The sequence below is a fragment of the Kitasatospora sp. NPDC058046 genome (assembly GCF_042885595.1).
GTDB lineage: Bacteria > Actinomycetota > Actinomycetes > Streptomycetales > Streptomycetaceae > Kitasatospora.
The window spans coordinates 21,764-46,273 of sequence record NZ_JBHVRS010000034.1; the positions used below are offsets into that span (position 1 = coordinate 21,764).

Sequence of the window (24,510 nt, forward strand, 5' to 3'; positions counted from 1 at the left end):
CCAGCCTACGGGCTTTGATGCGCACCGCGGCCGGGCACCGGGACAGTCTGGGGGAGCGGACCGCCGGGATCCACCGGATATCGGCGGCGCCGGAGCTGACGGTCCGTCAGGCGTTCACCAGGGGCGGAGCGTGTTCGACCGGCGACGCGCTGTGCCCGCCACCGCCCGGCGCACGGGCCGGCCGGGCGCGCTACTCCGGGTCCACCCAGCCGTCGCGGTACGCCGTCCAGTGCTCGGGCAGCGCGGCGAAGTCCACGTACAGCGCGACGCCGAAGCCGGCCCGCCGCCGGTCCTCCCGGCCCAGGCCCAGCCGGACGCCCCGGACGGCGGCCCGGACGGTCTCGGCGTCGCCCCAGTGCCCCCACTTGTCGTCCCAGAAGAACGGCAGGCCCATCAGCAGGTCCACGTCGGCCGGGGTGGCCCGCAGGGCGAGTTCGGTCTGCCGGGCGACGTAGCCGCCGTACAGTGGCTCGGTGGGCATCGAGGTGTCGTAGCTCATCACCGCGATCTGGTCGACCCGGCGGGCGGTCTCGGTGAAGTACGCCTGGTCCCACCACTTGCCGTGGTCGGTGAGCAGGATGCCGGCCGTGTGCAGGCCCGGGACCGGGTCGATCTGCGGGGCCGCCACCGACAGTTTGGCGCCGCGCCCCGCGGTGACCGGGCGGACCTGGTCGAGCAGGGCCAGCCAGCCCGCCGAACCCGGGCGGATCGGCTCCATGTCGAAGTGCACCCCGTCGAAGCCGAGGTCCAGCACCTGGCGGGCGGAGGCGGTGACCCGGTCCCGGGTCGGGCCGTCCTCCAGGTCCAGGGCGTCCTTCTCCGGCTTGACCTCGTCGCCCAGCCAGCCCTGCAGCCGTACGCCGGGCAGCTCCCGGTGCACGGTGTCGGTGAACCAGCGGCCCCGGGGGTGGACGGCGGGCGGCAGCGAGCCGTCGTGCTCCAGCGGGCCGGTGTGCACGTAGAGGTCCCGGATGCCGGTGCCGGCCAGTAGCCGGCCGAGCGCGGCCACGTCGGCCTCGGTCCTGCGGCCGTCCACCCAGGCGTGGCCGAGCCAGAGCGCGTCCCGGCCCCGGGTGCGGGCGTCGGCGGCGGGCTCGCCGGTGTAGTGCAGCCGGAACAGTACGAACACCGAGCCCAGCGCGGTGGCCGGCACGGCCGCCACCAGCACCAGGGCCAGCAGTGACCGGCGCCACCACGACCACGCCCGCCAGCGGTCGCGCAGCGCGCGGAACGGGGCCGTCAGGGCCCGACCGGCTCGCTGCGCGGAGGTCCCGAATCGGGCCACGCGCTTGCTCCCCCCTTGCGGTCGAACGCTCAGGATACGGAATGGAACGGCGGGCCGACCCGTGGGCCGGATACCCTGGCCACGTGCGGGCCCGAGCAAGCGGGTCCGCAAAGCCGACAGCCGTCGCACCAGGGAGAAGCCCATGGCCACAGCAGCCACCCCGTCCATCACTCAGCAGAACCGTGCGAACGCGCTGCGTGAAGCGCTCGCCACCCGGGTGGTGGTCGCCGACGGTGCCATGGGCACCATGCTCCAGGCGCAGGACCCGACGCTGGAGGACTTCCAGAACCTCGAAGGCTGCAACGAGGTCCTCAACATCACCCGCCCGGACATCGTCCGGTCCGTCCACGAGGCCTACTTCGGGGTCGGCGTGGACTGCGTGGAGACCAACACCTTCGGCGCCAACTTCAGCGCCCTCGGCGAGTACGAGATCGCCGAGCGGATCTTCGAGCTCTCCGAGTCCGGCGCCCGGATCGCCCGCGAGGCGGCCGACGCCCACGCCGCCGCCGACGGCCGCACCCGCTGGGTGCTCGGCTCGATCGGCCCCGGCACCAAGCTGCCGACGCTCGGCCACGCCCCGTACGAGACGCTGCGCGACGGGTTCCAGCAGAACGCGGCCGGCCTGATCGCCGGCGGCGCCGACGCGCTGCTGGTCGAGACCAGCCAGGACCTGCTGCAGACCAAGGCCGCCATCCTGGGCTCCAAGCGGGCCCTGGCCGAGGCCGGCCTGGACCTGCCGGTGCTGGTGCAGGTGACGGTGGAGACCACCGGCACCATGCTGCTCGGCTCGGAGATCGGCGCCGCGCTCACCGCGCTGGAGCCGCTGGGCGTCGACTACATCGGCCTCAACTGCGCCACCGGCCCGGCCGAGATGAGCGAGCACCTGCGCTACCTGGCCAAGAACGCCCGGATCGGCCTGTCCTGCATGCCGAACGCGGGCCTGCCGGTGCTCGGCAAGGACGGCGCCCACTACCCGCTCTCCCCGGCCGAACTGGCCGACGCCCACGACGTGTTCACCCGCGAGTACGGCCTCTCGCTGGTCGGCGGCTGCTGCGGCACCACCCCCGAGCACCTGCGCCAGGTGGTCGAGCGGGTCCAGGGCCGCCCGATCGCCCCGCGCGACCCCCGCCCCGAGCCCTCGGCGGCCTCGCTGTACCAGGCCGTGCCGTTCCGCCAGGACACCTCGTACCTGGCGATCGGTGAGCGCACCAACGCCAACGGCTCGAAGAAGTTCCGCGAGTCGATGCTGGCCGGCGACTGGCAGGCCTGCGTGGAGATCGCCCGCGACCAGATCCGGGACGGCTCCCACCTGCTGGACCTCTGCGTGGACTACGTCGGCCGCGACGGCGTCGCCGACATGAAGGAGATCGCCGGCCGGCTGGCCACCGCCTCCACCCTGCCGATCGTGCTGGACTCCACCGAGCCGCAGGTGCTGCGGGCCGGCCTGGAGGCGCTCGGCGGCCGCGCGGTGCTCAACTCGGTCAACTACGAGGACGGCAACGCCCCGGACTCGCGCTTCGGCCGGATCGCCTCGCTGGCCCGCGAGCACGGCGCCGGCCTGATCGCGCTGACCATCGACGAGGAGGGCCAGGCCCGCACCGCCGACAAGAAGGTCGAGATCGCCGAGCGGCTGATCGCCGAGCTCACCGCCGACTACGGCGTCGACGAGGGCTCGATCCTGGTCGACTGCCTCACCTTCACCCTGGCCACCGGCCAGGAGGAGTCCCGCCGGGACGGCATCGAGACCATCGAGGCGATCCGCGAGCTCAAGCGCCGCCGCCCGGCCGTGCAGACCACGCTGGGCCTGTCCAACATCTCCTTCGGCCTCAACCCGGCCGCCCGGGTGGTGCTGAACTCGGTCTTCCTGCACGAGTGCGTGGAGGCCGGCCTGGACTCGGCGATCGTGCACGCCTCCAAGATCCTGCCGATCTCCCGGATCCCCGAGGACCAGCGCGAGGCCGCCCTCGACCTGGTCTACGACCGCCGCCGGGACGGCTACGACCCGCTGCAGCACCTGCTGGAGCTGTTCGACGGGGTCTCCTCGGCCTCGGTCAAGGCGTCCAAGGCGGAGGAGCTGGCCGCGCTGCCGCTGGACGAGCGCCTCCAGCGCCGGATCATCGACGGCGAGCGCAAGGGCCTGGAGGCCGACCTGGACGAGGCGCTGGCCGGTCGGCCCGCGCTGGAGATCATCAACGACACCCTGCTGTCCGGCATGAAGGTGGTCGGCGAGCTCTTCGGCTCCGGCCAGATGCAGCTGCCCTTCGTGCTCCAGTCCGCCGAGGTGATGAAGACCGCGGTGGCCCACCTGGAGCCGCACATGGAGAAGTCCGACAGCGAGGGCAAGGGCACCATCGTGCTGGCCACCGTCAAGGGCGACGTCCACGACATCGGCAAGAACCTGGTCGACATCATCCTGTCCAACAACGGCTACAACGTGGTCAACCTGGGCATCAAGCAGCCGGTCTCGGCGATCCTGGACGCCGCGCAGGAGCACAACGCGGACGTCATCGGGATGTCCGGCCTGCTGGTGAAGTCCACCGTGATCATGAAGGAGAACCTGGAGGAGCTGAACCAGCGCAAGCTGGCCGCGAGCTTCCCGGTGATCCTCGGCGGCGCCGCGCTCACCCGGGCCTACGTCGAGCAGGACCTGCACGAGATCTACGAGGGCGAGGTCCGCTACGCCCGGGACGCCTTCGAGGGCCTGCGGCTGATGGACGCGCTGATCGCGGTCAAGCGCGGCGTGCCCGGCGCGGCCCTGCCGGAGCTCAAGCAGCGCCGGCACGCCCGGGTCGAGGTGGAGGAGCCGGAGCCCGAGGTCAACCTCGGCCAGATCCGCTCCGACGTCGCCGTCGACAACGCCGTGCCCGTCCCGCCGTTCTGGGGCGACCGGATCGTCAAGGGCATCCCGTTCGCGGACTACGCCTCCTGGCTGGACGAGGACGCGCTGTTCAAGGGCCAGTGGGGCCTGAAGGCCTCCCGGGCCGGCGACGGGCCGTCCTACGAGGAGCTGGTGGAGACCGAGGGCCGGCCGCGGCTGCGGGCCTGGCTGGACCGCCTGCAGACCGAGGGCTGGCTGGAGGCCGCCGTGGTCTACGGCTACTACCCGGCCAACTCCAAGGGCGACGACCTGATCGTCTTCCACGAGGACGGCACCGAGCGGACCCGCTTCACCTTCCCGCGCCAGCGGCGCGGGCGCCGGCTCTGCCTGGCCGACTTCTTCCGCCCGGAGGAGTCCGGGGTGCGGGACGTGGTGGGCCTCCAGGTGGTCACCATGGGCAACCGGATCTCCGAGGCGGCCAACGAGCTGTTCGCCGAGAACTCCTACCGGGACTACCTGGAGCTGCACGGCCTCTCGGTGCAGCTGGCCGAGGCGCTGGCCGAGTTCTGGCACGCGCGGGTCCGCTACGAGCTGGGCTTCTCCGGCGAGGACCCGCAGGACGTCAAGGACATGTTCGCGCTCAAGTACCGCGGCGCCCGCTTCTCGCTCGGCTACGGGGCCTGCCCCGAGCTGGAGGACCGGGCCAAGATCGCCGAGCTGCTGAAGCCGGAGCGGATCGGCGTGGTGCTCTCCGAGGAGTTCCAGCTCCACCCGGAGCAGTCCACCGACGCGATCGTGATCCACCACCCGGAGGCGAAGTACTTCAACGCCCGGTAACCCCCGGTTCCCGCCGCATTCGCTCTTTCCGGACGAAGCGGGCGTATCCTTGATGATCCTGAACGGGCCGGTCCGCTCACCTGCGGGCCGGCCCGTGCCTTCCCCGGGGCCGCCCGGGCCTGCCGGAAGGACCCCCGCCATGACCACCAGCCCCACTGCCACGCGCATCCTCGACCACGGGGACGACCGCGGGCTCCAGGCGGTGCTGCTGGACATGGACGGGACGCTGGTGGACACCGAGGACTTCTGGTGGCAGGCCGAGGCCTCGCTCTTCGCCGAGCTGGGCCACGAGCTGGACGAGGCGGACCGCGCCCACGTGGTCGGCGGTCCGATGGTCAGGGTGATGGAGTACCTGGTCGCCCGGACCGGTGCGGACATCGCGCCGGCGGACCTCGGCGTGCTGGTCAACCAGCGCTTCGTCGACCTGCTGGCGGGCGGCGTGCCGCTCATGCCGGGCGCCGAGCGGCTGCTCAACACCCTTGCCGCGCACGGCATCCCGGCCGCCCTGGTGTCCGCCTCGCACCGGCACGTGATCGACATCGTGCTGCGCTCGCTGGGCGCCCACCACTTCGCCTTCAGCATCGGCGGGGACGAGGTGCCGCGCACCAAGCCGTTCCCGGACCCGTACCTGGAGGCGGCCCGGCGGCTGGGCGCGGAGCCGGCCCGCTGCGTGGTGGTCGAGGACACCCCGACCGGGGTGCGGGCGGGCGAGGCGGCCGGCTGCCCGGTGATCGCGGTGCCCTCGGTGGCGCCGGTCGAGCCGGCTCCGGGGCGGCTGGTGGTGTCCTCGCTGGAGCAGGTCGACCTCGACCTGCTGCGCTCCCTGGTCGCCTCGCGGGTGTGATTGTCGTCTCATTGCGAGACGGCTCTACTCGCCGGTACGAGGCCCGGCGAGCCCCCGGACCGGCGCTGCCGGGGGAGAAAACGGTCATTGGCTGACAACTCGTCGGGCGCGCGGTGATGCCCTCAACGACCGTGTCCCAAACGTCATCTGCACGGGTACCGGTCGTGCGTGTTCGATATGGCACGCTACTCCAGTTCGTGCCACCCAGAAGGACGCGCCTCGTGAAGACTTCAGCTGAACGCCTGGCAGTACTCGGTTGCGCCGGCCTGGTCGCCGTGTCGGTGGCGGGCTGCGGATCGGTGACCGACGTGGTCAAGGGGGACAGCGGCAAGTCCATCACCATGGGCACCAGCCAGCTGACCGGTGTCCTGGACCCGGCCGCCGCCTACGACTCCGGCTCCTGGCTGCTGCTGCGCAACACCTTCCAGTCGCTGCTCACCTTCCAGGCCGCCGCCAGCGCGCCCTCCCCGGACGCCGCGCAGTCCTGCGAGTTCACCAGCGCCGAGGCCACCGAGTACCACTGCACCCTGAAGCCCGGTCTGAAGTTCTCCAACGGGCACCCGATGACGGCCCAGGACGTGGTCTTCTCGATCGAGCGCACCAAGAAGATCAACGACCAGAACGGCCCGGTCGAACTGCTGGACTCGATCAAGTCCGTCGAGGCCAAGGGCGACAACGAGGTGCTCTTCCACCTCTCCGCGCCCGACGCCACCCTGCCGGCCAAGCTGGCGAGCCCGGCCGGCGCCATCGTGGACCACCAGGTCTACCCCGCCGACAAGGTCGTCCCCAACGACAAGCTGATCGGCTCCGGCCCGTACCGCATCGACTCGGTCGAGAACCTGAACGGCGGCAAGCAGCTGGGCAAGGTCGTGCTGTCGGCCAACGACAAGTACGGCGGCGAGGCCAAGCTCCGGAACAGCAAGTTCACCGTGCGGTACTTCGACAAGGCCGAGGACCTGAAGACCGCGCTGGACAAGAGCGAGATCGACCTCACCGACAACAGCCTGGAGCCGAACACCGCCGCCCAGGTCCGCTCCGACCAGCAGGGCGGCAAGGCCGACCTCCAGGTGACCGAGGGCGACAGCAACGACACCCGTTCGCTGGTCCTCAACACCAAGGACCCGCTGATGAGCAACGTCGCGGTCCGCCAGGCCGTCGCCCAGATGATGGACCGCAAGGCGCTGGCCCGCGACGTCTTCGCCCGCACCGTCCAGGCGCTCTACTCCATGGTCCCGGCCGGCCTGCCCGGCCACACCACGGCCTTCTTCGACCGCTACGGCGACCAGGACGTGAACAAGGCCAAGAAGATCCTGGCCGACGCCAAGGTCCAGACCCCGGTCAAGTTCACGCTGACCTGGTCCCGTTCGCGGGCCGGCAGCAACGAGGCCGAGACGCTGAAGAAGCAGCTGGAGACCGGCGGCCTGTTCCAGGTGACGCTCGCCCAGGAGCCGGACTGGGACTCGTACCGCAAGGGCTGGGCCGAGAGCAAGTACCAGGCGTACATCATCGGTTGGTTCGCCGACTACCCGGACCCGGACAACTACCTCGCCCCGCTGCTGATCAACGGCGGTGCGTACCACCACGGTTGGGACGACCCGCGGATCAGCGGCCGGCTGGTGCCGGAGGGCCTCAAGCAGACCGACCGCAGCGCCGCGGCCGGCACCTACGCGCAGATACAGCAGATCGAGGCCGAGAACGTGCCGCTGATCCCGCTGTACCAGAACAAGTCCTTCTTCGCGGCCCGCTCGTACGTCACCGGCGTCGAGTCCACCGTCGACACCACCGGCTACTTCCGCTTCTGGGAGATCAGCCGGACCAACAAGTAGCGCCCGCAGGACGGCGGCCCGCCCGCTTCCCCGTCGGTACGGGGGAGCGGACGGGCCGCCGTGACGTTTCTGCCGCCCTGGGGCCGCTGGCGGCCCGCTACAGGGCGCCCGGGCGCACCAGCCCGCTCTCGTACGCGTACACCGCCGCCTGCACCCGGTCGCGCAGCTGGAGCTTGGTCAGCACATGGCCCACGTGGGTCTTCACGGTGGTCTCGCTGACGAACAGCTCGGCCGCGATCTCCGCGTTCGACAGCCCGCGCGCCACCAGCTTCAGCACCTCCAGCTCACGCTCGGTCAGCGCGCCCAGCGCCTGCGGCGGCGCCTCGTCGCCCGAGGGCAGCTTGGTGGCGTACATGTCCAGCAGCCGGCGGGTGATGCTCGGCGCCAGCATTGCCGCGCCGTCCGCGACCACCCGGATCGCCTGCACCAGCTCCTCGGCCGGGACGTCCTTCAGCAGGAAGCCGCTGGCGCCCGCGCGCAGCGCCTCCACCACGTACTCGTCCAGGTCGAAGGTGGTCAGCACCAGCACCTTGGCCGGGCCGTCGCGCCCCGGGCCGGCGATCCGGCGGGTCGCCTCGACGCCGTCCATCCTGGGCATCCGGATGTCCATCAGCACCACGTCGGGCTGCAGCGCCCGCACCTGGTCCAGCGCCTGCTGGCCGTCGCCGGCCTCGCCGACCACCACCAGGTCGGACTCGGCCTCCAGAATCATCCGGAAACCGGTGCGCAGCAGCGGCTGGTCGTCGACCAGCAGCACTCGGATCGTCACCTAGGACTCCTTGCTCATCGGATCCCCCGTGGGATCGCTTTCATCCGACGTACGGGCCAGCGGCAGCGGGTACGGCGGCGGGGTGCCGCCGAACTCCGGGCAGCTGGCCTGGTGGTCGCACCAGTCGCAGAGGCGGTTGCGGGTCGCCGGGAAGTCCCCGGTGGCCACCGCGTGGCCGATCCGCTCCCACAGCGCCCGGAGCTTGCGCTCCACCGCGAGCAGGTCCGCCTCGTCCGGGTCGTAGCTGACCACGTCCCCGCCCCCGCCGAGGTAGACCAGCTGGAGGCGCTTGGGGAGCACGCCCTTCCAGCGCCACACCACCAGGGCGTAGAACTTCATCTGGAACATCGCCTTGCCCTCGAAGTCCCGCGAGGGCGCCCGGCCGGTCTTGTAGTCCACCAGCCGGACCTCGCCGGTCGGGGCGACGTCCACCCGGTCGATGTAGCCGCGCAGCAGCAGCCCCGAATCCAGGGCCGTCTCCACGTACAGCTCCCGCTCCACCGGGTGCAGCCGGGTCGGGTCCTCCAGCCGGAACCACTGGCCGACCAGCTTCTCGGCGTCCGCCAGCCAGCGGGTGAGCGCCGCACCGTCCGGGTCGTCCGGGAACAGCGAGCCCAGCTCCGGGCGCTCGCCCAGCAGCCGCTCCCACTGCGGGCGCAGCAGGCCCAGCGCCCGATCCGGGGTCCGCTCGGCCGCCGGGCTGTCGAACAGCCGCTCCAGCACCGCGTGCACCAGCGTGCCCCGGGTCGCCGCCGAGCTCGGCGGCTCGGGCAGCCGGTCGATCACCCGCAGCCGGTACAGCAGGGGACAGGTGAGGAAGTCCCCCGCTCGGGACGGGGAGAGCCCGGTCGGGGGTGCCGCCGGGCGCCCGGCGGCACTGCTGGTCTGGGTGTGCTGCATGGCTACGACCCTATTGCCCTTTGCTGTCATCCCGCTGCCACGGTGCTGCCACAGCCGCCGGTGAGTGGGTATGAAGGCAGAAGGAGGGCCGCGCAGCGCCGGGGGGCCGCGATCACGTAGCGTGGGCGCACCGGGCACGACGGGGGAGACGACCGAAGGGATCACGGTGAGCGACAGCAGGGGGCAGCAGCCCTCCGAACGGCCACCGCAGGCGGGCGACGGGCGCCCGGCCGCGCCGCCGCCCGAGCGCCGCGGCGGAATCCTGATGGGCCGGCCCTTCGGCGTGCCCATCTACGTCACCCCCTCCTGGTTCGTCATCGCCGCGCTGATCACCTGGGTGTTCGGCGGGCAGCTGGGCGACGTGCTGCCCGACCTCGGCGGCGCCCGCTACCTGGTCGCGTTCTTCTTCGCGGTCGCCTTCTACGCCTCCGTCCTGGTGCACGAGCTCGCCCACACGCTGGTGGCACTGCGGTACAAGCTCGGGGTGCGGCGGATCCAGCTCCAGTTCTTCGGCGGGGTCTCCGAGATCGAGAACGAGGCGGAGAGCCCCTGGCGGGAGTTCTGGCTGGCCTTCGTCGGCCCGCTGCTCTCGCTGCTGCTCGGCGGCGTGTTCTACCTCGGGGTGCGGGCGGTGGAGCTGTCCACCGTGCCCGGGGTGCTGCTCACCGGCCTGATGGTCTCCAACCTGGTGGTCGCCGCCTTCAACCTGCTGCCCGGCCTGCCGCTGGACGGCGGCCGGATGCTGCGCGCGGTCGTCTGGGCGATCACCGGCCGGCCGATGACCGGCACGGTGGCCGCCGCCTGGGTCGGCCGCGGGCTGGCCGTCGCCGTGCTGATCGGCCTGCCGCTGCTGAGCGCCGCCCGTGGGGTCGAGCGCACCACCACCGACACCCTGGTGGACGCGGTGCTGGCCGCGGTGCTCGCCGCGATCATCTGGAACGGCGCCACCGGCAGCCTGCGCAACGCCCGGCTCAAGGAGGTGCTGCCCTCCCTGCGGCTGCGCGAGCTGGCCCGGCGGGCCGTCGAGGTCACCGCCGACACCCCGCTCGGCGAGGCGCTGCGCCGCGCCCGCGAGGCCGGGGCCGGCGCGGTGATCGTGGTGGACGGCCGGGGCGAGCCGATCGCCCTCGTCCGGGAGTCCGCCGTCCGCTCGGTGCCCGAGCACCGCCGCCCCTGGGTGGCCGTCGGCCCGCTCGCCCGCGACCTCGAACCCGGGCTGCGGCTGGACGCCGACCTCGGCGGCGAGGACCTGCTGCGGGCCGTCCAGGCCACCCCGGCGGGGGAGTACCTGGTGGTCGAGCCGGACGGCCGGGTGTACGGCGTGGCCGCGCTCAGCGACATCGAGCAGCGGCTGACCGCCGCCGTCTCCGGCCGCTGATCATGGTGGTAAGGCGGAAGGCTCCGCTTCCCTTAGGATTGTCCGCATGTCCGAACCGACCGGTGCCGCCCGCCGACGCGGGCCCTTCCAGGTCGGGGACCAGGTCCAGCTGACCGACCCCAAGGGTCGCCACTACACGTTCACGCTCCAGGCCGGGAACCAGTTCCACACCCACAAGGGTGCGTTCCCGCACGACGAGCTGATCGGCGCCCCCGAAGGCACGGTCGTGCGCACCACGGGGAACGTCCCGTACCTCGCGCTGCGCCCCCTGCTCCCCGACTACGTCCTGTCCATGCCGCGCGGCGCCGCCGTGATCTACCCCAAGGACGCGGGGCAGATCCTGGCGATGGCCGACATCTTCGCCGGCGCCCGCGTCGTCGAGGCCGGCGTCGGCTCCGGCGCGCTCTCCACCTACCTGCTGCGCGCCGTCGGCGACACCGGCATGCTGGCCTCCTACGAGCGCCGGCAGGACTTCGCCGACATCGCCCAGGGCAACGTCGAGCGCTACTTCGGCGGCCCGCACCCGGCGTGGAAGCTCACCGTCGGCGACCTCCAGGACAACCTGGTCGAGACCGACGTCGACCGCGTCATCCTCGACATGCTGGCGCCCTGGGAGTGCCTGGACGTCGCCTCCGAGGCGCTCGTTCCCGGCGGCCTCATCTGCTGCTACGTGGCCACCACCACGCAGATGTCGAAGACCGTCGAGGCGCTGCGCGACCACGGCACCTTCACCGAGCCGCAGGCCTGGGAGACCATGGTCCGCACCTGGCACCTGGAGGGCCTGGCGGTCCGCCCGGACCACCGGATGATCGGCCACACCGGCTTCCTGCTCACCGCCCGCCGCCTGGCGGACGGCGTCGAGCCGCCGCTGCGCCGCCGCCGTCCGGCCAAGGGCGCGTACGGCGAGGACTACGACAACGGGACGCCCGAGCCCACCCTCCAGGAGCGCGCCGCCGCCCGCAAGGCCGCCCAGGCCACGGAGGCGGACCAGCCCGACCTGGGCTGAGCCCCGAACCCACCGACAAGGGGTGGTACGAGCACACCGCTCGTACCACCCCTTTCGCATTCCGCCGATCACGGTGTGGGACGATGCTGGCTCACGCCTTGGCTCTTGGAGCGCTGGAGGGGACGCCTGGTGGAGACCGCGGTCGGGACGACGGCGACGGTTGGACAGCAGACACCGCGGGGCCGCTCCGGGCCCGGGCACGCGCGCACCGTCCCCTGGCACTGGGCCGTCGCCCTGGCCGGCTGCGGCGCGGTGGTGGCGGCCGCGCTCGCGGCCTCTCCGGCGACCGGCACCCCGGTGCCCGCGCACGGCACCCCCCAGGCCCTCGTCGCGAGCGCCGCCCCCGACCCGGCCCGGGCCCAACTCCCGCTGGACTGCGGCCCGTTCCCGGTCAAGACGGCGCTCAGCGTGCCGGCCCGGCTCGGCGACGGACGCCCCGGCACGGTGGTCGCCGCGCACTGCGCCACCGAGACCGGCACCCCGCCGGACGCCGTCTACCTGCTCGGCTTCGGCCCGGGCGGGCGCCCCGAGGTGGTGGCCACCCTGCTCCCCGAGCGCGAGAACCTCACCGTGAGCCGGATCGCGGTGCGTTCGGACGGCGCCATCACCGGCCACGCGCAGGGGTATTCGAGCGAGGACGTGCCGCGGTTCCGGCCCGACATCTCGCTCGACCTCACCTGGACGCAGCGGAGCGGCGGCTGGGAACGCTCCCAGACCGCCGCCCCGCTCCACCAGGCCTGAGCCCGGCCCGTCCTACTCCGCGTCGGGGCCGTACACCTCGACCCGGTCGGCGACCCGGCGCACGTGGATGCAGTCGCCGGGGCACTCCTTCGCCGAGTCCACCACGTCCTGAAGGATCGTCAGCGGCACCGGGGCACTCTCCCCGGGCTGCTGGCGCAGCTCGTCGTCCGGCCCCTTCACGTAGGCCAGCCCGTCGATGTCGAGCTCGAAGACCTCGGGCGCGTACTGCACGCAGATGCCGTCACCGGTGCACAGATCCTGGTCGATCCACACCTCCAGCGCCTCGGCCGCCGCCGTCTGCTCGGTCACCGACATGGTCCCCTGCCGTTTCTGTCCCGGGTCGCCCCTATTCCTGGAGCAATCCCGCCATTCGTACAACGATCGGACCTCGACTTGTGGTCGCGATCGGATATCACTTCGCTCGACGATACATCTGGCCCGCTTTGGGTGGTGCGCGGTGGGTATCCCCCTTAGCAGAGGGGAAGCACGCTGGGGCGAAGATCGGACACGCCCGTTCCATCTTTCTTGATCTAGGGGTTTACGGACCCCTGGTCCCAGGTAGGGTCTGGAAGCGTCCAGCTCCCCGGAGGAGGTGAGGACCGTGGCAGCCCACGATGACGACTACAACCGCAGCACCGGCAGGCCCGCTCGTGGTTCCGACGAGGCCGCTCAGGTCTCGTACCTTGAGCAGGAAATCGCCGTGCTGCGCCGCAAGCTCGCCGACTCGCCGCGCAATTCGAGGATCCTCGAAGAGCGGATCGTCGAGCTCCAGACCAACCTGGCGGGCGTGACCGCCCAGAACGAACGGCTCGCCTCCACCCTGCGAGAGGCCCGCGACCAGATCGTGGCCCTCAAGGAGGAAGTGGACCGGCTGGCACAGCCCCCGGCCGGCTTCGGCACCTTCCTCGACGCGAACGAGGACGGCACCGCGGACATCTTCACCGGCGGGCGCAAGCTCCGTGTGAACGTCAGCCCGAGCGTCGCCCTCGACGAGGTGCGGCGCGGCCAGGAAGTGATGCTCAACGAGGCCCTCAACATCGTGGACGCGATGGCCTTCGAGAACATCGGCGAGATCGTCACCCTCAAGGAGCTCCTGGAGGACGGCGAGCGCGCCCTGGTGCTGGGGCACACCGACGAGGAGCGGGTGGTGCGCCTCGCCGAACCGCTGCGCGGGCTGACCATCCGGTCCGGGGACGCCCTGCTGCTGGAGCCCCGCTCCGGCTACGTCTTCGAGGTCGTCCCGAAGTCCGAGGTCGAGGAGTTGGTCCTCGAGGAGGTCCCGGACATCGACTACCGCCAGATCGGCGGCCTGAGCAACCAGATCGAGCTGATCCGCGACGCGGTCGAGCTGCCGTACCTGCACGCCGACCTCTTCAAGGAGTACGAGCTGCGCCCGCCCAAGGGCGTGCTGCTCTACGGCCCGCCCGGCTGCGGCAAGACGCTGATCGCCAAGGCGGTCGCCAACTCGCTGGCGAAGAAGGTGGCCGAGGTCACCGGACGCCCCCAGGGGAAGAGCTACTTCCTCAACATCAAGGGCCCCGAGCTGCTCAACAAGTACGTGGGCGAGACCGAGCGGCAGATCCGCCTGGTGTTCCAGCGGGCCCGGGAGAAGGCGGGCGAGGGCACGCCCGTCATCGTCTTCTTCGACGAGATGGAGTCGCTGTTCCGCACCCGCGGTTCCGGCGTCAGCTCGGACGTGGAGAACACCATCGTCCCGCAGCTGCTCGCCGAGATCGACGGCGTGGAGGGCCTGGAGAACGTCATCGTCATCGGCGCCTCGAACCGCGAGGACATGATCGACCCGGCGATCCTGCGGCCCGGCCGCCTGGACGTCAAGATCAAGATCGAGCGCCCGGACGCCGAGGCCGCGAAGGACATCTTCTCCAAGTACCTCAAGGACTCGCTGCCGTTCCACCCGGACGACCTCAAGGAGCACGAGGGCTCCGTCGAGGCCACGGTGGTCGCGATGATCCAGTCGGTGGTGGAGCGGATGTACTCCGAGACCGAGGAGAACCGCTTCCTGGAGGTCACCTACGCCAACGGTGACAAGGAGGTCCTGTACTTCAAGGACTTCAACTCCGGCGCGATGATCCAGAACATCGTCGACCGCGCGAAGAAGATGGCCATCAAGGACTTCCTCGACCACGGTCAGCGGGGCCTGCGCGTCTCCCACCTGCTCGCCGCCTGCGTCGACGAGTTCAAGGAGAACGAGGACCTCCCGAACACCACCAACCCGGACGACTGGGCCCGCATCTCCGGCAAGAAGGGCGAGCGGATCGTCTTCATCCGCACGCTGGTCACCGGCAAGCAGGGCGCCGAGTCCGGCCGCTCGATCGACACTGTCGCCAACACGGGGCAGTACCTGTAAGCACGCGGTTGTCCGGGCCGGCAGCGGTCCCCGGAGCTGTACGCACACCGTCCGGCTGTGGCGCCTCGCGGCCCCGCAGCCGGACGGCGCGTCTCCGGGCCCGCCGTTCGGCGCCGGGTTCTAGGCTCGACCCACCGTGCGCGGGCAGAGGCCCGGCACCGGTGTTGTTCGGCGGTACGTCAGAGTGCTCCGCCCGTCGGGGGCGGTGCACCGGGCAAGGAGGGCCGCATGACCGTACGGCGCGTGATGGGCATCGAGACGGAGTACGGGATCTCCGTGCCCGGGCACCCCAACGCCAACGCCATGCTCACCTCGTCCCAGATCGTCAACGCGTACGCGGCGGCGATGCACCGGGCACGGCGGGCCCGCTGGGACTTCGAGGAGGAGAATCCGCTGCGCGACGCACGGGGGTTCGACCTGGCCCGCGAGGTCGCGGACGCCAGCCAGCTGACCGACGAGGACATCGGCCTCGCCAACGTCATCCTCACCAACGGGGCCCGGTTCTACGTGGACCACGCGCACCCCGAGTACAGCTCGCCCGAGGTGACCAACCCGCGCGACGCCGTGCTCTGGGACAAGGCCGGCGAGCGGATCATGGCCGCCGCCGCGCAGCGCGCGCTGGAACTGCCCAATGGGCAGACCATCCACCTGTACAAGAACAACACCGACAACAAGGGCGCCTCCTACGGCACCCACGAGAACTACCTGATGAAGCGGGCGACACCGTTCGCCGACATCGTCCGCCACCTCACCCCGTTCTTCGTCTCCCGTCAGGTGGTCGCCGGCGCCGGCCGGGTCGGCATCGGCCAGGACGGCTCGGCGCACGGCTTCCAGCTCAGCCAGCGGGCGGACTACTTCGAGGTCGAGGTGGGTCTGGAGACGACGCTCAAGCGCCCGATCATCAACACCCGGGACGAACCCCACGCCGACGCCGAGAAGTACCGCCGGCTGCACGTGATCATCGGCGACGCCAACCTCTCCGAGATCTCCACCTACCTCAAGCTGGGCACCACCGCGCTGGTGCTGTCGATGATCGAGGACTCGTTCATCGCCGCCGACCTCGCCGTCGACCAGCCGGTGCGCACCCTGCACCGGGTCTCCCACGACCCGACGCTCAAGCACCTGATCACCCTGCGCAACGGGCGCAAGCTCACCGCCGTCCAGCTCCAGCTCGAGTACTTCGAGCTGGCCCGCAAGTACGTCGAGGACCGCTTCGGCACCGACGCGGACGAGCAGACGGTGGACGTGCTGACCCGCTGGGAGGACGTCCTCGGCCGGCTGGAGCGCGACCCGATGTCGCTGTCCCGGCAGCTGGACTGGGTCGCCAAGCGGGAGATCCTGGAGGGCTACCGCAGCCGGGACGCCCTGGAGTGGGACAACCCGCGGCTGCACCTGGTCGACCTCCAGTACAGCGACGTACGGCCCGAGAAGGGCCTCTACAACCGCCTGGTGGCCCGCGGGCGGTTCGAGCGGCTGCTCACCGAGGGCGAGGTCGAGCGGGCCGTCTCCAAGCCGCCGGACGACACCCGGGCGTACTTCCGCGGGCGCTGCCTGGAGCAGTACGCGGAGCACGTCGCGGCGGCCTCCTGGGACTCGGTGATCTTCGACCTGCCCGGCCGGGACTCGCTGCAGCGCGTGCCCACCCTGGAACCGCTGCGCGGGACCCGCAACCACGTCAAGGAGCTGCTGGACCGCTGCCGCACGGCCGAGGACCTGCTCCGGGTGCTGTCCGGCGGGTAACTTTTCGATCACCATGGGTGAACGTCCGCCGAATGGGAATCATCCGGGGTGGCAGCGGGTGTTGGACAGGAAGCGCCACCGGCAAACCGGGAGCGGCAGTCGCACCTTGTGTATAGGGTCGGTGCAGCAAGCAACGACCCAACCGTGCCAGACGAATCGAGCGGGGTGAGGGAAATGGCGAGCAAGGACACCGGCGGCGGCCAGCAGCGGGCGAACCGCTCCTCCGAGGAGGTCGAGGAGCAGGCCGCGGAAAGCCAGAATTCCGAGGACCTCAAGGAGCGCCAGGAAAAGCTGAGCGACGACGTCGACGCGGTTCTGGACGAAATCGACGAGGTCCTCGAGTCGAATGCCGAGGATTTCGTTCGCGGATTCGTCCAGAAGGGCGGGCAATAGCCCGGTCCGGGCATTCCGAATTCACGGTCGCGACCGATCGGGGCGGCCGGGCGGCGAACACCGCCCGGCCGTCCGGCACCGGCCCCTCCACCCGTGGACAGTGATCGTCGGGCGGGTAGGGTGCGGGCAGCGCGCGCTTCAAGCTACCTGGAAGGAATCGTGTGGAAGCCAACACTCGTGGCACCGGGCGTCTACCGGCTGCCTTCCTGACCCCGGGGTCGTCCTCGTTCCTCGACTTCCTCGCCGAGCACAAGCCGGAGATGGTCCCCGGGCTCCGGGGGCTCCCCGAGGGCGTCGTGGTCGAGGCCCCGCACGGGACCACGCTGGTGGCCGCGATCTTCGACGGCGGCGTCGTGATCGCGGGTGACCGCCGGGCGACGATGGGCAACGTGATCGCCCAGCGGGACATGGAGAAGGTCTTCCCGGCCGACGAGTACAGCGCGGTCGGCATCGCCGGCACCGCCGGCCTCGCGGTCGAGATGGTCCGGCTGTTCCAGCTGGAGCTGGAGCACTACGAGAAGATCGAGGGCGCCACCCTCTCCCTGGAGGGCAAGGCCAACCGGCTCACCACCATGATCCGGGGCAACCTGGGCATGGCGATGCAGGGCCTCGCGGTGGTGCCGCTGTTCGCCGGCTACGACCTGGACCTCGGCCGCGGCCGGATCTTCAACTACGACGTCACCGGCGGGCGGTCCGAGGAGCGCGGCTTCGCCGCCACCGGCTCGGGCTCGGTCTTCGCCCGCGGCTCGCTGAAGAAGCTCTACCGCGACGGCCTGACGGCCGACCAGGCCGCCACCCTGGTCGTCCAGGCCCTGTACGACGCGGCGGACGACGACTCCGCCACCGGCGGCCCGGACCTCGCCCGGAAGATCTTCCCGATCGTCTCGCTGATCACCGAGGACGGCTTCCGCCGGCTCACCGACGCGGAGGTGACGGAGATCGTCGTCGCCATCACCGACGAGCGCCTGGACCGGCCCAACGGCCCGCAGGCCCCGCTGATCTAGCCATCACCTCACAGGAAAGGGGACGACCGCCGGTGTCGACACCGTTCTACGTCTCGCCCCAGCAGGCCATGGCGGACCGCGCGGAGTACGCCCGCAAGGGCATCGCGCGCGGCCGCAGCGTGGTCGTGCTCACCTACGCCGACGGCATCGTCTTCGTCGCGGAGAACACCTCCAGGGCGCTCCACAAGGTCTCCGAGATCTACGACAAGATCGCCTTCGCGGCGGTCGGCCGCTACAACGAGTTCGAGAACCTGCGCATCGGCGGCGTCCGCTACGCCGACCTGCGCGGCTACTCCTACGACCGGGCCGACGTCACGGCCCGCGGCCTGGCCAACGTGTACGCCCAGACCCTGGGCACCATCTTCTCCTCGGTCGGCGAGAAGCCGTACGAGGTCGAGCTGATCGTGGCCGAGGTCGGCCGCACCCCTGACAACGACCAGATCTACCGGCTCACGCCGGACGGTTCGGTCGTGGACGAGAAGAACTACGTGGTGGTCGGCGGCAACGCCGACTCGATCGGCAACTACCTGGGCCAGCGCCACCGCGCCGGCATCGGCCTCACCGAGGCGGTGAAGCTCGCCGTGGACTCGCTTGCCCGCGACCCCAACGGCGGCAGCCCGCGCGGCCTCACGCCGGAGCAGCTGGAGGTGGCGGTCCTCGACCGCCAGCGGTTCCAGCAGCGCAAGTTCAAGCGGATCCTGGGCAACCAGCTGGGCCGGCTGCTCGACGGGGACCAGTCCGCGGAAGCGGACGACGAGGACAACCCGGCGGACGGCACGCCGGTGTAGCAGTGCCTGTGGAGTCCCGGACGGCGGCCCCGCCGCCGTCGTCCGGGACTCCGGTGCCCCTGCGGCGGCCCAGTCGTCGTGGAGGCGGTTTCGGACAGCTCCGACAGAGAATGGAGTGCTCATGGACCGCCGGATTTTCGGGCTGGAGAACGAGTACGGCGTGACCTGCACGTTCCGCGGGCAGCGACGGCTGTCCCCGGACGAGGTGGCGCGGTACCTGTTCCGCCGGGTCGTCTCCTGGGGCCGCAGCAGCAACGTCTTCCTGCGCAACGGCGCCCGCCTCTACCTCGACGTCGGCTCCCACCCCGAGTACGCCACCCCCGAGTGCGACGACGTCGTCGAGCTGGTGACGCACGACAAGGCCGGTGAGCGCATCCTCGAGGGGCTCCTGGTGGACGCCGAGCGCCGGCTGCACGAGGAGGGCATCGCCGGGGACGTCTACCTCTTCAAGAACAACACCGACTCGGCCGGGAACTCCTACGGCTGCCACGAGAACTACTGCGTGGCCCGGCACGGGGAGTTCTCCCGGCTGGCCGACGTGCTGATCCCGTTCCTGGTCACCCGGCAGCTGATCTGCGGCGCGGGCAAGGTGCTCCAGACCCCGCGCGGCGCGGTGTTCTGCGTCAGCCAGCGGGCCGAGCACATCTGGGAGGGCGTCAGCTCCGCCACCACCCGCTCGCGCCCGATCATCAACACCCGGGACGAGCCGCACGCGGACGCCGAGCGCTACCGCCGGCTGCACGTGATCGTCGGCGACTCCAACATGTCGGAGACCACGACACTGCTCAAGGTCGGCTCCACCGACCTGGTGCTGCGGATGATCGAGGCCGGCGTGGTGATGCGCGACCTCACCCTGGAGAACCCGATCCGGGCGATCCGCGAGGTCAGCCACGACCTCACCGGCACCCACCAGGTGCGGCTCGCCAACGGCCGGGAGGCCAGCGCGCTGGACATCCAGGAGGAGTACTACACCAAGGCCCTGGAGTTCGCGGACCGCAAGGGCATCAACACCGGCACCGTCGCCCGGGTCCTCGACCTGTGGGGCCGCACCCTGGAGGCCGTCCGCAGCGAGCGGCTGGACGGGGTCGCCCAGGAGATCGACTGGATCATGAAGTACAAGCTCATCGAGCGCTACCGCGAGAAGCACCAGATGAGCATGTCCAACCCGCGGGTGGCGCAGATCGACCTCGCGTACCACGACATCCACCGCCGCCGCGGCCTGTTCTACCTGCTCCAGGGCAAGGGCCAGGCGCAGCGGGTGACCACCGACCTCAAGACCTTCGAGGCCAAGTCGATCCCGCCGCAGACCACCCGGGCCCGGCTGCGCGGGGACTTCATCCGGCGGGCCCAGGAGCAGCGCCGGGACTTCACGGTCGACTGGGTGCACCTGAAGCTGAACGACCAGGCGCAGCGCACGGTGCTGTGCAAGGACCCGTTCCGTTCGGTGGACGAGCGGGTGGAGAAGCTGATCGCGGGGATGTAGCCCCTGGCCGTGTGATCAAGGCGGCGACCGGCCCCGGTGGTGTCTACCGGGGCCGGACGCGTGCCGGGCATACGCTGTCCGTCGAGTCAGGAGAGCCGACTTCGACCGACAGTTAGGACCACCGTGCGCCGCACCGCCGGTTTGCTTCTCACCCTGCCGTTGCTGCTCGCGGTCGCCTGCAGCAGCTCGCCCAAGGCGGCGGGCCCGGTGACGCCGTCCGCGGCGAGCGCCGCCCCGACGGTGCCCGCGCCGGTCGGCGAGGCGTCACCGATGCCCACTCTTTCGGGTGGCGGGTTCGGCAGCAAGGCCACCATCACCATCCCCGAGGGCCAGCAGCCCGGCGGCCAGTTCGTGGTGAACACGGTCAGCGAGGGCGACCGGGCGACCGTCAACAAGGGCGACTGGGTGACGGTCAACTACACCGCCAGGGACTGGACCACCGCCAAGGACCTGCCCAGTTCGTACGACGCCAACGGCAAGCCGCAGCTCTACCAGGCCGGCAGCGGGCAGCTGGTGCCGGCGCTGGACCAGAGCGTGATCGGCAAGAAGGTGGGCAGCCGGCTGCTGGTGGTCGCCCCGCCGGCGGCGGCCTTCGGCGAGCAGGGCTCCACCCAGCTGGGCGTCAACAAGGGCGACACCGTGGTGTTCGTGCTGGACATCATGGAGAGCCTGCCGCCGGACTCCACGCTGACCGGGGCGATGGCCGAGCCGGCCGCGACGATGCCGCAGGTCAAGGACAACGGCAAGGCGCCGGCCACGATCACGATCCCGACCGGGCAGGCCGCGCCCACCGACCTCCAGCAGGCGGTGCTGATCAAGGGCGAGGGCAAGCAGGTCAAGAGCGGGCAGACCCTGGTGGTGCAGTACACCGGGGTGCTCTGGGCCAACGGCCAGCAGTTCGACGCCTCCTGGACGCACGGGGGCGCGCAGGCGGTGCAGATCGGCACCGGCAGCGTGATCGAGGGCTGGGACAAGGGCCTGGTCGGGCAGAACGTCGGCAGCCGGGTCCTGCTGGTGGTGCCGCCGGCGCTCGGCTACCAGGACAAGGCGCAGGGCTCGGTTCCGGCGAACTCGACCCTGGTCTTCGTGATCGACATTCTCGAAGCGGTCTAGGAAGTCACCGGGGGGATTCCGTACGCTTGGGCGGACGCTCGTACAACGAAGCGTCCGCCCTCATCCTGAGCTGTCATACTGCCCACGCACTGTGGCAGGCGCCGCCCGGCGCCGAGGTCCGGGGCGGGCGGTGCGACGGCAGGCCGGCGTGCCCACGCCGGGCGCAGACCTGGAAGACCTCGTGGCGAGATGGATGGGGAGTCATGACTGAGAAGACGCCGAGCCCGGGCGGGGCCGGCACCGCGGCGAACGACAGCTCCGCGGGTGACCCGGCCGCCTCTCGTCCCGGCGGTCCGGTTGGCGGGGACCGCGAGTCGATCGTCGTCCCCCCGGCGATCCTGGCGCAGCAGGCGGGCTGGGCGCAGCCCGGCGAGGCGCCGCGCGCCGCGGGCGGGACCAAGACGGACGACGCCCCGCAGATCTTCGCCTCCAACGTGCGCAAGTCCGACACGTCGGAGGCCGGGTACGACGAGAACCCGCCCGGCGTCGGCAAGCTGGGCGTGATCCTCGGCACGGTGATCGCCCTGCTGCTGGTCGGCAGCGGCGTCACGCTGTACATGGTGAACAAGGACGGCTCCAAGGACAGCGCCGCGGCCAAGCCGGACGCGGCCAAGAGCGCGCCGCCCACGCCGACCGCCGACCCGGTGCCGCCGATCAAGGACAGCGCCAAGGTGCTGCCGACGGTCGCCGGCGACTTCGGCAAGAAGGCCGACATCCAGATCCCGGGTGAGGCCTCCGACGGCTCCTTCGTGGTGAAGGTGCTCACCGAGGGCACCGGCGCCAAGGTGGAGAAGAACTCCTGGGCCTCGGTGGACTACACCGCCAAGGACTGGAACACCGGCAAGGACATCCCGAGCTCGTACGACGCCAACGGGAAGCCGCAGATCTTCCAGGCCGGGACCGACTCGCTGATCCCGGCGCTGGACCAGGCCGTGATCGGCAAGAAGGCCGGCAGCCGGCTGCTGGTGGTGGCCCCGCCGGCCGCCGCGTTCGGCGCCCAGGGCAAGGCCGACATGTCGATCGGTCCCAAGGACGACCTGGTCTTCGTGATCGACATCCGCAACGCCAACGCGCCCGACGCCGTGGTGAGCGGTACCGTCACCCCGCCGCCCGCGGACTTCCCGCAGGTCAAGGACAACGGCAAGAAGCCGGCCGAGATCACCCCGGTCGCCGGGGCGAAGGACCCGACCGAGCTGAAGTCGCACGTCCTGATCAAGGGCACCGGGCCGAAGGTGGAGAAGGGCGAGAAGGTCGTCGTCCAGTACACCGGCGCGCTGTTCTCCAGCGGCAAGGTGTTCGACTCCTCGCTCAGCAAGGGCCAGGCGTTCACCTTCCCGGTCGGCGGCGGCCAGGTCATCCAGGGCTGGGACCAGGGCCTGGAGGGCCAGACCGTCGGCAGCCGGGTCGAGCTGGTGATCCCCGCCTCGCTGGGCTACGGCGACAAGGGCCAGGGCGACATCCCGCCCGGTGCGACGCTGGTCTTCGTGGTGGACATCCTGGACGCCGGTCAGGGCTGATCCACTTTCGGGTGACAATGGTGCACGTGTGACCTTCGGGTCCGGCCGCGTGGCCGGTCCCCAACGGGCGGCGGGCGCCCGTACCGTGGTCCGGGACGAACGGACCGGGTGCGGGCGTCCGCCGCTTGGTCGTGACAGCAGAGCGAATGTGAGAAGAGGGACTGTGAGCGTCAACCTCAACGAGAAGCCCGAGATCGACTTCCCGATCGGCGACGCCCCGACGGAGCTGCAGATCCGCGACATCGTCGTGGGCGACGGCGCGGAGGCCAAGCCGGGCCAGAACGTCAGCGTCCGGTACGTCGGTGTGACCTTCGAGACCGGCGAGGAGTTCGACGCCAGCTGGAACCGGAGCCCCAACGAGTTCCGCTTCCCGCTGGGCGGCGGCCGGGTCATCAAGGGCTGGGACCAGGGCGTCGTCGGCATGAAGGTCGGCGGCCGCCGCGAGCTGACCATCCCGTCGCGTCTGGCGTACGGCGCCCAGTCGCCGACCTCGGCGATCCCGCCGCACTCGACCCTGATCTTCGTGGTCGACCTGCTGGCCGTCTGAGCCCGCTCGTGCCGTGGGCCGGACCCCTCCGGGGGCCCGGCCCACGGGCGTGTCCGGGGGCGTTCGGGGAGGCCGCTTTTGCCGTGCGTACCGCTACCGGTACGGTCGGTCCCGCCGGGTGGTGATCGCCCGGTTGGCGCACCCCGCGCGCGGCGCGGCACACCGGAAGGGTCAGCGATGGCGATCGCGAAGGCAGAGCGGCTGATGAATCTCGCCCTGTGCCTGATGAACACCAGACGTCCGCTCTCCAAGAAGGAGCTGCGGGAATCCATCGAGGCGTACCGCGAGGCCTGGCAGAACAGCAGCGAGGACGCCTTCAACCGGATGTTCGAGCGGGACAAGGACGACCTGCGCGAGCTCGGCCTGGTGATCGACGTGGACGAGAGCACCCTGGACGGCGAGCTCGGCTACCTGGCCCGCGCCGACCGCAACCGGCTGCCCGAGATCGCCCTGGACGCCGAGGAGGCGGCCGCGCTGACCCTGGCGGCCCGGGTCTGGCAGCAGGCCAAGATGTCCGGTGCGGCCAGCGGCGCCCTGCAGAAGCTGCGCGCGGCCGGGGTGCCGTTCGCCGAGGCCGAGGGCCGGACCGCCCTGGAGCCGCGCATCCCCGCCCGGGAGGCCGCGTTCGAGCCGCTGCTCACCGCCGCCCGGGACCGCCGTCCGGTCACCTTCGAGTACCGCAAGGCCGGCGCCGCCGCCGTCGAGCAGCGCAGCGTCGAGCCGTGGGCGCTGGAGTGCTGGCGCGGGCACTGGTACCTGGCTGGGTACGACCGCGACCGGGGCGACGCCCGGGTGTTCCGGCTCAGCCGGATCACCGGCCGGGTGAAGGCGAAGTCCGGGGCGTTCCTCGGCGCCGTGCCCGAGCACGTGGACGTCCGGGCCACCGTGGCGAAGTTCGCGGGCGAGGGGGCGACCGCCACCGCGACCGTCCGGGTCCGCCGGGGCGCCGGCTTCCCGCTGCGGACCAAGGCGCTGGGCAGCACCCGGGTGGACGAGCTGTGGGACGAGCTGGAGATCCCGTACGGCAACGGGCTCGGCGCGGACCTGGCCGAGTTCGGGCCGGACGTGCTGGTGCTCGGGCCGGAGGAGCTGCGGGCGGATGTGGTCGACCGGCTGCGGGCGGTCGCGGGTTTCGAAGGAGTGGGCGCGTGAG

20 protein-coding genes and 1 pseudogene are annotated in these 24,510 nt (G+C 71.3%); 17 read left to right on the forward strand and 4 right to left on the reverse strand.

Going from position 1 to position 24,510, the window contains the following annotated elements; all coding sequences use genetic code 11:
• Positions 1–190: 190 nt before the first annotated feature.
• Entirely contained in the window at positions 191–1,285 is a 1,095-nt protein-coding gene (locus ACFVU7_RS41030; protein ID WP_388051361.1) for a hypothetical protein, read from the reverse strand.
• 142 nt (positions 1,286–1,427) lie between these two features.
• Here ACFVU7_RS41030 and metH point away from each other — a divergent pair, with 142 nt between their 5' ends.
• From metH to ACFVU7_RS41045, 3 genes are all read left to right on the forward strand, one after another.
• Positions 1,428–4,940, forward strand: a complete 3,513-nt coding sequence (gene metH, locus ACFVU7_RS41035) for a methionine synthase (RefSeq protein ID WP_049650983.1) — start codon at positions 1,428–1,430, stop codon at positions 4,938–4,940.
• A gap of 139 nt (positions 4,941–5,079) precedes the next feature.
• The gene (locus ACFVU7_RS41040; RefSeq protein ID WP_388051363.1) at positions 5,080–5,784 is read left to right on the forward strand and encodes an HAD family hydrolase; all 705 of its coding nucleotides are present in this window, start codon (positions 5,080–5,082) and stop codon (positions 5,782–5,784) included.
• Positions 5,785–6,005: 221 nt separating this feature from the next.
• On the forward strand, positions 6,006–7,610 hold the full coding sequence (locus tag ACFVU7_RS41045; protein WP_158077697.1) for an ABC transporter substrate-binding protein: 1,605 nt from the start codon (positions 6,006–6,008) through the stop codon (positions 7,608–7,610).
• Positions 7,611–7,707: 97 nt separating this feature from the next.
• Here the strand turns inward: ACFVU7_RS41045 and ACFVU7_RS41050 are convergent, their stop codons facing one another.
• Both ACFVU7_RS41050 and ACFVU7_RS41055 read right to left on the reverse strand, forming a co-directional pair.
• Positions 7,708–8,379: a response regulator transcription factor gene (locus tag ACFVU7_RS41050; RefSeq protein ID WP_049650980.1), complete on the reverse strand. Its 672-nt coding sequence runs from the start codon at positions 8,377–8,379 to the stop codon at positions 7,708–7,710.
• Positions 8,380–9,279, reverse strand: a complete 900-nt coding sequence (locus ACFVU7_RS41055) for a RecB family exonuclease (RefSeq protein ID WP_049650979.1) — start codon at positions 9,277–9,279, stop codon at positions 8,380–8,382.
• A 166-nt stretch (positions 9,280–9,445) separates the two neighbouring features.
• On the opposite strand from ACFVU7_RS41055, the gene ACFVU7_RS41060 reads away from it, so the two are divergent.
• The 3 genes from ACFVU7_RS41060 (at position 9,446) to ACFVU7_RS41070 (ending at position 12,404) form a co-directional block, all read left to right on the forward strand.
• Positions 9,446–10,657: a site-2 protease family protein gene (locus ACFVU7_RS41060; protein WP_074002318.1), complete on the forward strand. Its 1,212-nt coding sequence runs from the start codon at positions 9,446–9,448 to the stop codon at positions 10,655–10,657.
• 46 nt (positions 10,658–10,703) lie between these two features.
• Positions 10,704–11,663, forward strand: coding sequence for a tRNA (adenine-N1)-methyltransferase (locus tag ACFVU7_RS41065; RefSeq protein WP_074002319.1), 960 nt, complete (start codon positions 10,704–10,706; stop codon positions 11,661–11,663).
• Between the two features lie 129 nt (positions 11,664–11,792).
• The gene (locus tag ACFVU7_RS41070) at positions 11,793–12,404 is read left to right on the forward strand and encodes a hypothetical protein (protein WP_380741655.1); all 612 of its coding nucleotides are present in this window, start codon (positions 11,793–11,795) and stop codon (positions 12,402–12,404) included.
• Between the two features lie 12 nt (positions 12,405–12,416).
• Here the strand turns inward: ACFVU7_RS41070 and ACFVU7_RS41075 are convergent, their stop codons facing one another.
• The gene (locus tag ACFVU7_RS41075; RefSeq protein ID WP_049651996.1) at positions 12,417–12,719 is read right to left on the reverse strand and encodes a ferredoxin; all 303 of its coding nucleotides are present in this window, start codon (positions 12,717–12,719) and stop codon (positions 12,417–12,419) included.
• 286 nt (positions 12,720–13,005) lie between these two features.
• Here ACFVU7_RS41075 and arc point away from each other — a divergent pair, with 286 nt between their 5' ends.
• The 11 genes and pseudogenes from arc (at position 13,006) to ACFVU7_RS41130 (ending at position 24,509) form a co-directional block, all read left to right on the forward strand.
• Positions 13,006–14,772, forward strand: a complete 1,767-nt coding sequence (gene arc, locus ACFVU7_RS41080; RefSeq protein WP_049651997.1) for a proteasome ATPase — start codon at positions 13,006–13,008, stop codon at positions 14,770–14,772.
• Positions 14,773–15,000: 228 nt separating this feature from the next.
• Positions 15,001–16,512, forward strand: coding sequence for a depupylase/deamidase Dop (gene dop, locus ACFVU7_RS41085; protein WP_049651998.1), 1,512 nt, complete (start codon positions 15,001–15,003; stop codon positions 16,510–16,512).
• A gap of 174 nt (positions 16,513–16,686) precedes the next feature.
• A complete protein-coding gene (locus tag ACFVU7_RS41090) occupies positions 16,687–16,905 on the forward strand; it encodes a ubiquitin-like protein Pup (RefSeq protein WP_049652012.1) in 219 nt (72 codons plus the stop codon).
• Between the two features lie 132 nt (positions 16,906–17,037).
• Positions 17,038–17,115, forward strand: a pseudogene (locus ACFVU7_RS41095) (recombination endonuclease VII); the annotation flags it as partial.
• Entirely contained in the window at positions 17,112–17,909 is a 798-nt protein-coding gene (prcB, locus tag ACFVU7_RS41100; RefSeq protein WP_369808298.1) for a proteasome subunit beta, read from the forward strand. The pseudogene ACFVU7_RS41095 and the gene prcB, both read left to right, overlap by 4 nt.
• Before the next feature lie 32 nt (positions 17,910–17,941).
• Complete coding sequence (gene prcA, locus ACFVU7_RS41105) at positions 17,942–18,697, forward strand: proteasome subunit alpha (RefSeq protein ID WP_049652000.1); 756 nt, start codon at positions 17,942–17,944, stop codon at positions 18,695–18,697.
• A 121-nt stretch (positions 18,698–18,818) separates the two neighbouring features.
• The gene (gene pafA / locus ACFVU7_RS41110; RefSeq protein ID WP_049652001.1) at positions 18,819–20,180 is read left to right on the forward strand and encodes a Pup--protein ligase; all 1,362 of its coding nucleotides are present in this window, start codon (positions 18,819–18,821) and stop codon (positions 20,178–20,180) included.
• A 123-nt stretch (positions 20,181–20,303) separates the two neighbouring features.
• Positions 20,304–21,293, forward strand: a complete 990-nt coding sequence (locus ACFVU7_RS41115) for an FKBP-type peptidyl-prolyl cis-trans isomerase (RefSeq protein WP_074002320.1) — start codon at positions 20,304–20,306, stop codon at positions 21,291–21,293.
• Positions 21,294–21,496: 203 nt separating this feature from the next.
• Positions 21,497–22,810 (forward strand): FKBP-type peptidyl-prolyl cis-trans isomerase, encoded by a 1,314-nt coding sequence (locus ACFVU7_RS41120; protein WP_049652002.1) that lies wholly within the window; start codon positions 21,497–21,499, stop codon positions 22,808–22,810.
• 163 nt (positions 22,811–22,973) lie between these two features.
• On the forward strand, positions 22,974–23,357 hold the full coding sequence (locus ACFVU7_RS41125; protein WP_049652003.1) for an FKBP-type peptidyl-prolyl cis-trans isomerase: 384 nt from the start codon (positions 22,974–22,976) through the stop codon (positions 23,355–23,357).
• 177 nt (positions 23,358–23,534) lie between these two features.
• Positions 23,535–24,509: a YafY family protein gene (locus ACFVU7_RS41130; protein ID WP_049652004.1), complete on the forward strand. Its 975-nt coding sequence runs from the start codon at positions 23,535–23,537 to the stop codon at positions 24,507–24,509.
• The last annotated feature ends 1 nt before the right edge of the window (position 24,510 follow it).